The following is a 6,000-nucleotide window of genomic DNA, read 5'->3' on the forward strand; positions in this document are numbered from 1 at the left end:
AGGTTTTATTTTTTCTTTAAAATTACACTGCTTGTTCTCATATTTTTTACTCAATAACGTACAACGCATATAAGAACATTTAGATATAAATCAATTGCATGAGAAAATAAAAAGTTCCTCACAGGCCCTTCGTCACTGCATCAAAAGTGCTTCATATTATCAGTTCAATAAATTTTAGTTAGGTTTCAATGACTCTGACCCCATTGATTGATAACGTGTTGACATATTATGTCAAATCTTTATTATTGATTATAAAGTGACATACTATGTCGGAGTCAGGGTGAAGTTTTCATTTGAAGATTTAGTTTCAGTGTTCAATTTAATAGAGAGCCATACTCTTGAATGTATCATCATGATCACTTGCACCATGATTGTGACTTCAATTGTCTTTAAATTTTTGTACAAACAAGAAATAAAAAATAAAGAGTCCGCAATAGAAGCTTTAGAAAAGCAAATTGAACTATTGGAGCGAGAAAAGCTCATTTCTCAAAAACAGGATTGTGGATTACATATTGCTACGTGGGAAAAAGAAAGACTAATCATAAAAAAAGTAAACTCTATTATACAGCAACACCTTAGCGATAGCAGTTAGCCTTATGCATAGACTTTATTCAGTATGCCTTTGGACACAAAAAACTGTAAGTAAAGCGCCCTATTCCACACAGAATATCGAAACTATCTTTAGTATTAAAAGCCACTTCTAGTCCATCATTAAATCAAAGAATCAACAACTCTGACCCCATTGATTCCAATATTTTTCCACATTCGCTGCACATTTCAATGCTGGAATACTTGCGTATCTCGTTTTGAGGCGTCGATCTATACAGCCCTCAATTGAGCACTTTTAAATCAGAACACTGAGTAAAAGAATGAATATAACCTCATCGGAACAACAGTTAATTAACCCTCTGGGTCAGCATATTATTGTCGATATATTTGATGCTTCAAACTTAACCGGTGAGCAGCATATCGAAGATATGATGGTTGAATGCGCCAATGCAGCAAACGCCACAATCTTGAAAACCCATATACACCCATTCGAAACAAATGGTGGTGTATCGGGCATGATCATTCTCGCTGAAAGCCATATTTCTATTCACACATGGCCAGAATTCAATTTTGCCGCTATGGACATTTTTATGTGTGGTAATGCACAACCTCAGCTGTGCTTGCCAGTGATAGAAAAACACTTTCAACCGGGAAAAATGCTCGTCAACACCCTAACAAGGGGTGGCTCGGTTAACGAATTTGGTGAATTCCACCCACTTTTACACAACCAGTTGCAAGCAACCCTAAAAACCGCATAACAAAACGGAGTATTAACGCAAATGACTAAAATTAAATGGCATTACGAGCAAATGACAAGTGGCGTTCACGTTGCACTTCGTTCAGAAAAAGACTTGGTAGATGTGGAAACCGAGTTTCAAGATGTTAGCATTTTTGAGACTCGTCACCTTGGCAAAGTAATGCGTATCGACGACGGCATTCAAGTAACCACAAAGGGCGAACACATATACCATGAAATGATGGCCCATGTTCCTATTCTCTTTCATGGTAACATCAAAAATGTGTTGATTGTTGGCGGTGGTGACGGTGGCAGCGCTCGAGAAGTGTTAAAACATAGCAGCGTTGAAAACGTGGTCATGGTAGATATTGATGAGCAAATCATCCATCTAAGCCGTGAGTTTTTGCCAGAAATTAACAACGGTGCATTTGATGATCCAAGGTTTGTGCTGCGCATTGGTGATGGTGCTGACATCATTTCTCAGTACAGCGACTGTTTTGACTTAATCATTCTGGATGCTGCCGATCCTGATGGTGGTGCATCTGAGACTCTTTTCACTCAATCCTTTTTTGGTAACTGCTTAACCGCATTGAAAGCGAATGGTATTTTAGTAGCGCAAGGTGGTACGCCTTATTTCGAACCTTACATGATGCAGTCAATGGTTTCTCGTTTGACACAAGCATTTAATAATCCAGCAGGTATTTATATGGGCGGTTGCTTTGACTACTTTGGGGGGTCACATGCATTTATTTGGGCAACAAGACAGGGCACCATCAATACACTAACAATTGAAGAGCTTGAGTCGCGTTTTAATAAGGCCGATATTCAAACCAAATACTACTCACCGGAGGCGCATTATGGTTCATTCTTCCTGTCAAAAGACATGCGAGATTATGTCAACCAAGCCGTTAAATGTGAAAATGTAGATGAACTGTCAATGCCAGAAGCAGGCGACTGGGACGACTATACACCGGAGACGTCAAACAACTAGTTAGTCGCTCTACCACCCATGAACATTGAATTTGAAGCCACTGCCACATAGGTTACTTTTGTGTCAGTGGCTTAGTTTATACAGAGCTCAATTTATTTAACTTGAACTCACTTGATACACCCAGATACGACGCAAAAGCAATGAAATCACTATTTAAGCTATTTGAAAAAATAGGCCACAAAGACACATTTAACAGCCAATTAAGTGAGACTAAGCACAACCTACCGTTTGTTCTTCAGTGTTCAAAGGAGTTTACCGGCTGGGTAATTGTTGCATTCACCATTGCTTTACTAGGCGGTATTTTACAAATTGTCACTTTCGATTTTTTGGGTGAATTAGTTGATTGGCTAGATACTTCAGGCAGTCGAACTCAGTTAAATGACAAAGGGCACGATTTAATTATCGTCGCAGTCGCCATTGCCGTTGTAATTCCTTCGATTACCCTCTTTAAAAACCTCATATTTCATCAATTACTTGGGCCAAATTTACAAAAAAACACCATCATAAAGTTATACCGTACTTTAATAGGCTCACCCGCCAGCTACCATGAAGAGGATGACCCTGGTTCTACTGCGATTGTGATTGTAGATACCTCTGAAGCCATCATTGATGTGGTTATACAATTTTGTGGCGTTGCCGGCTTTTTATTGGCGTTTCTGGGTGCACTGCTTTTGTATGTAGGTAACATTAATGGCGCCCTAACGCTCCCCTTTCTAATTTGGACAGGCGTATTTTTGGCGCTGCTGATATATCAATGGATCCCCAAAGCAAAGACCACTAACCGACTAGAAGCACAAAGTTGTGCCGAGCTCACAGGAAAATTTACCGAACGTTTTGCGCGTATTCGTACGGTAAAGATGCTATCTACCCAAGAGTACGAGCAAAAATTTGCTGAAAAGTGGGCAACTCGACACCGCAGGGTTGTAGCAAAAGAGTTTCGTGTTTTCTCAAGTTTTGCATCTGTGATTGGCTTACTCAACGGCATTTTAATTGTAGGTACTGGTGCTTTATGCCTGCAATTATGGCTGGACAACAGTATTTCCATTGGTGAATTTTCTATGGTGCTGGCTCTAGTCTATCGGGTTATTACGCTGTCTGAGTGGTGCCAAGAAGAATTTGACGCATTTTTTGTCTCTTGGGGTCAAGTGACGGTAGGCCGAGAGTTAATTAATGACTTCCTTGAGGATGTAGAGCCGATTGAAGAAGACGGTAAGTTCAATGTATCTCGCGGCAAAATCACTTTTAAAAACGTTGAATTTGCCTATGAAAATAAAGAACCACTTTTTACAGATCTATCTTTTAAGATAAAAGCAGGAGAAAAAGTAGGGATCATTGGCCCTTCCGGCGCGGGAAAATCATCAATACTCAATATACTCTCAGGTATTGATGAGATTGAAGAGGGTGGCATTTATATTGACGGCAAAAATATCGAGGACTACACAACAGAGAGCGTGTGTAGCGAGATAAGCTTTTTAAATCAGGACATTGGTCTTTTCAATCAAAGTATCTTTGAAAATATCGCGTTTGGCTTGAACAACGTGAGTAAAGAGCCAGTATATCAAGCACTGAAAAAAGCCAATGCACTCGAGTTTGTAGAAAACTACAAGGATACCCGAGGCCGCCGAGGACTAAGTGCATTTATTGGTGAAAATGGAGGACAGCTATCTGGTGGACAACGTCAACGTCTAGCCTTGGCTAGGGCCATATTAAGAGATAAAAAAATACTCTTACTCGACGAGGCAACCAGCGCCCTAGATCCCGCTTTAACAGCCGAATTTATCACCACTCTCAAAACGCTTGCGAAAGGTAAAACCGTCATCTCAATCGCCCATTCGTACGATGTGCTCACCATGATGGATCGCATTATTGAAATTAAAGACGGCAAAATTGTAAGAGATGGCAAACCCGCTGAAATACTAGATACCATAACCTAAAAATCAATGGGGTCAGAGTCATTGATTTTTAATTGTCTCTTGTAAGAGAGTGACTTTCTGTCACCACCTCGAGGCATTGGCGCTGCTCTTCTACCCGCCATAGCCTCAACTTGCAGTTTAAATTTGTCACTACCAAGTACCCACATTTTGTTAGTTGCACTCTGTATTTCGGTAATAACCTTTGTTGGAATTGCTGTTTCAAATAAAGCCCGATAGCCTCTTTGTCTGTTTTGTGGAGTTAAGCCCAAAGCTTTGTATAACTCATGCTCTGTGATTAACTCTACCTGTTTACCCAACCCATTATGCTGATAACTCGACCAAGTATATTCCGCAGGATGAGAAACCATATTAGCGCGCACTGGGTTTAACTCTATATAGCGGCTGACTAACAAAAAGTAGCGCTCAGTATCCACCAAAGTGGATTTATAGCGTCCTTCCCACAAAGTGCCTGTTCTTTGATAAGTGTCATTAAAGTAACGCACGTAATACCGACCTAAAGACTGCATTAACTTACTTACCCCACAGGTAGAAGTCGGTGTGAGTAATAAATGTACATGATTGGTCATCAAAACATAGGCATGCACTTTTACATCATACTCACGTGAATACTGTTTTAATTTATCTAAGTAAACAGCATAGTCCGTACTTTCAATAAAAGTAATCTGTCGATTATTACCACGCTGAACAACATGTTGGGGAATATTGGGTAGATTTAATCTAGGTAGTCTCGCCATAACATCACTAATCCTTTAGTTTTGGTAGGTTAACTATAGCTGAGTATTCCAAATTGGGATCAATGACTCTGACCCCATTGATTTACTACGTGCGGTACAATACCTTGATGATATGCCAACCAAATTTAGTTTTGACCAGCTGCGGAGTGAGCACTTCGCAAGAAAAGCAAACTTTGTCAAATTGCGGGACCATAGTGCCGCGCCTAAATTCTCCCAAATCTCCACCCTTTTTGCCTGATGGGCAGGTTGAGTGTTTTTTTGCCAAGGTTTGAAACTTAGCCCCTTTCTTTAACTGTTTAAGAATATCTTCCGCTTGTTCTTTGTGCTTTACCAATATGTGTAATGCATGTGCTGTACTGGCCATATGACTCTATACTCACTGTCTAAATTATCGCACTATCAATAAATGCAATAATACACCAATTCGCTGTTAATGATGAGCAGCAAGATGCTAAATCCAAATAAACGGAGTAAAGATACATATGGCTGAGAGCCAAATCACACTATTATATAATTAAAGAAGTTGAAGGTTTGAAGTGAAAACCGCATTGCTTACAGCAAAGCGTAAATTGAAGCCTAAAAGATTAAAATTTATCTATTTTGTAAGTATTTTACGTAGGGATCAGCAAATCTGATCCCTTGGATTAGTGGCGATAACCCGCAACTACTTAGTAATATGACAAACCCAACAGCTAGCTAGTCTAGTATGATCGATAGTATATCCACCGCCAACTTGAGGTGTTATATCAGCCTGTAGCGCAGTTTTGTCCTTTGAAAGGTTTTTAATTGGTTTAGTTTTTAGTTTTAGTTTCATTTTAATTTCCTTTTCCGTTTTTATTCCAAAAAAACACTAACACCAGATTAATTTTTGATCAACGCAAAAATAAAAATTTTTGTCTCACCTTATTTTTTCCTGTCCCTCTTTTTATCTAAATTTTAATGGAGTCAGAGTCATTCATTATTTTTCTAGTTTAAATTAACCAGAACATTTAAAGGTTATAGATTTACTTATATATTGATTTTTAGAGTATTAATCAGGGCAAGATCATGAACTTT

7 protein-coding genes are annotated in these 6,000 nt (G+C 39.1%); 4 read left to right on the forward strand and 3 right to left on the reverse strand.

What is annotated here, in order from left to right; genetic code table 11:
* Positions 1 to 280 precede the first annotated feature (280 nt).
* The 4 genes from N475_RS23565 to N475_RS23580 all read left to right on the forward strand — a co-directional run bounded on the left by N475_RS23565 (position 281) and on the right by N475_RS23580 (position 4,210).
* Positions 281 to 592, forward strand: a complete 312-nt coding sequence (locus N475_RS23565; RefSeq protein ID WP_063355674.1) for a hypothetical protein — start codon at positions 281 to 283, stop codon at positions 590 to 592.
* 277 nt (positions 593 to 869) lie between these two features.
* Entirely contained in the window at positions 870 to 1,307 is a 438-nt protein-coding gene (gene speD / locus N475_RS23570; RefSeq protein WP_063355675.1) for an adenosylmethionine decarboxylase, read from the forward strand.
* 21 nt (positions 1,308 to 1,328) lie between these two features.
* Complete coding sequence (gene speE, locus N475_RS23575; RefSeq protein ID WP_063355676.1) at positions 1,329 to 2,276, forward strand: polyamine aminopropyltransferase; 948 nt, start codon at positions 1,329 to 1,331, stop codon at positions 2,274 to 2,276.
* 140 nt (positions 2,277 to 2,416) lie between these two features.
* Positions 2,417 to 4,210 (forward strand): ABC transporter ATP-binding protein, encoded by a 1,794-nt coding sequence (locus tag N475_RS23580; RefSeq protein ID WP_063366057.1) that lies wholly within the window; start codon positions 2,417 to 2,419, stop codon positions 4,208 to 4,210.
* Here the strand turns inward: N475_RS23580 and N475_RS23585 are convergent.
* From N475_RS23585 to N475_RS25620, 3 genes are all read right to left on the reverse strand, one after another.
* Entirely contained in the window at positions 4,207 to 4,944 is a 738-nt protein-coding gene (locus N475_RS23585) for a transposase (RefSeq protein WP_063355678.1), read from the reverse strand. The two genes, N475_RS23580 and N475_RS23585, sit on opposite strands and share 4 nt — an antisense overlap.
* A gap of 85 nt (positions 4,945 to 5,029) precedes the next feature.
* A complete protein-coding gene (gene ppiC, locus N475_RS23590; RefSeq protein ID WP_039612035.1) occupies positions 5,030 to 5,308 on the reverse strand; it encodes a peptidylprolyl isomerase PpiC in 279 nt (92 codons plus the stop codon).
* A 300-nt stretch (positions 5,309 to 5,608) separates the two neighbouring features.
* Positions 5,609 to 5,758 carry a hypothetical protein gene (locus N475_RS25620; protein WP_155730831.1) on the reverse strand — a complete coding sequence of 50 codons (150 nt, stop codon included), beginning with the start codon at positions 5,756 to 5,758 and terminating at the stop codon, positions 5,609 to 5,611.
* Positions 5,759 to 6,000 lie beyond the last annotated feature (242 nt).

This window comes from Pseudoalteromonas luteoviolacea DSM 6061, from assembly GCF_001625655.1.
Classification (GTDB): Bacteria; Pseudomonadota; Gammaproteobacteria; order Enterobacterales; family Alteromonadaceae; genus Pseudoalteromonas; species Pseudoalteromonas luteoviolacea.

Bases quoted from the DNA above. Each gene is read 5' to 3' on its own strand.
- speE (WP_063355676.1), top strand. From the start codon at position 1,329: ATGACTAAAATTAAATGGCATTACGAGCAAATGACAAGTGGCGTTCAC.
- N475_RS23580 (WP_063366057.1), top strand. From the start codon at position 2,417: ATGAAATCACTATTTAAGCTATTTGAAAAAATAGGCCACAAAGACACA.
- N475_RS25620 (WP_155730831.1), bottom strand. From the start codon at position 5,758: ATGAAACTAAAACTAAAAACTAAACCAATTAAAAACCTTTCAAAGGAC.
- ppiC (WP_039612035.1), bottom strand. From the start codon at position 5,308: ATGGCCAGTACAGCACATGCATTACACATATTGGTAAAGCACAAAGAA.
- speD (WP_063355675.1), top strand. From the start codon at position 870: ATGAATATAACCTCATCGGAACAACAGTTAATTAACCCTCTGGGTCAG.
- N475_RS23585 (WP_063355678.1), bottom strand. From the start codon at position 4,944: ATGGCGAGACTACCTAGATTAAATCTACCCAATATTCCCCAACATGTT.